Consider the following 1209-nt stretch of genomic DNA (forward strand, 5'->3'; position numbering starts at 1 on the left):
TAAGCTCTCGGTAGGTCAACTGTTTATCTTCAAAAACCACAGCAATGGCATTAGGCGATCGCTCCACCTGTTCTTCAAACAACTGGTGGATACACTTATCTATGGGATACTCTTTTGTGGTGTTGTTCCACTCTACTAATAGCTGATGTCGCTCTGGCTCTGTAAGCAGTGGCAAAGTGGAAATACACTGATCTGGATTGATGGTGAAGTTTTCCAGTAGGGTCTGCAAATGCCCTAAAATTCGCCTAATCGAGGCTGACTCAAACAACTTGGCGTTATATTCACAACTTATAATTAATTTCTCTTCTTTTTTAGAAACCAAAACAACTAAGTCGCACAAAGCGCTATGTTCCTGTTGGGCGAGATTCTCTTCGCAAATCGGCGTTTGTGAAAGACAAAATGGTACATCGCATAGCACCAACATTACTTGAAAAATTGGCGCTCTTGTTAAATTCTGTCCATTTGCTACAACCAACTTCTCAAACGGGTAATCGCGATTCTGTGCAGCTTCCTCAACTTTGTTACCAATCTCCTGGCAAAGTTCTCTAGCCGTTAGCTCTTCGGTTAAATTTGTCCTGAGTACCACTGGATTGATGAATCTTTCAGGGTTTGCTCCCTCTTTGGAGCGAAGACTATCAGCAGACAGAGACCCCACAATGATATCTTTCTGTCCCGTGTAACGAAGCAAAAGAACTTTAAATGCAGCAAGGAGCGTGGTAAAAATAGTAAAGTTCTCATCCTGACAAAATTTATCGAATTTTAAGCAGAAGTCTTCATTACTCTCAACCGATTCCTTAGCTCTAATGAATGACTGAACCGGTGAGCGTGGATAATCTGATGGGATTTCTAATATAGGGAGAGCGCTATTAATTTGCTGTTCCCAGTATATTTGCTGTTGAGTTAAGCTATTTCTGCTAGGCATGCGGTGTATATCTTTTGAAGGAAGGAAGAGTCTGTTGATTTCTTGCTCGGTGAGAAAACGCAACAACTCGGAAGCATCGACGCGCACTTGCTGTTGCCACAGCATCAGGCGTTTGCTCCACCTGCGCTTCAAATAGCTGGTGGATACACTTATATTTCTGTTGATTACGACTGATTTGGCTGTTTCCTGATGTATTAACATTCATAATTTTTAGCTACAAAAGCAACAAACTTACTCCAATAACTGTCGAAAACCTTCCCGTCATTTGCTGTCATACATATTAGAAG

At 41.5% G+C, this 1209-nt stretch carries 1 protein-coding gene; it reads right to left on the reverse strand.

All coding sequences use genetic code 11. The annotated features are described in order from the left end of the window. Positions 1-1123: condensation domain-containing protein (locus tag AC5590_RS33750; protein WP_248277449.1), on the reverse strand; the 1123-nt coding region annotated here is incomplete at its 3' end. Between the last annotated feature and the right edge of the window lie 86 nt (positions 1124-1209).

Source organism: Brasilonema octagenarum UFV-OR1, assembly GCF_963888615.1.
In the GTDB taxonomy this organism is placed as follows: domain Bacteria; phylum Cyanobacteriota; class Cyanobacteriia; order Cyanobacteriales; family Nostocaceae; genus Brasilonema; species Brasilonema sennae.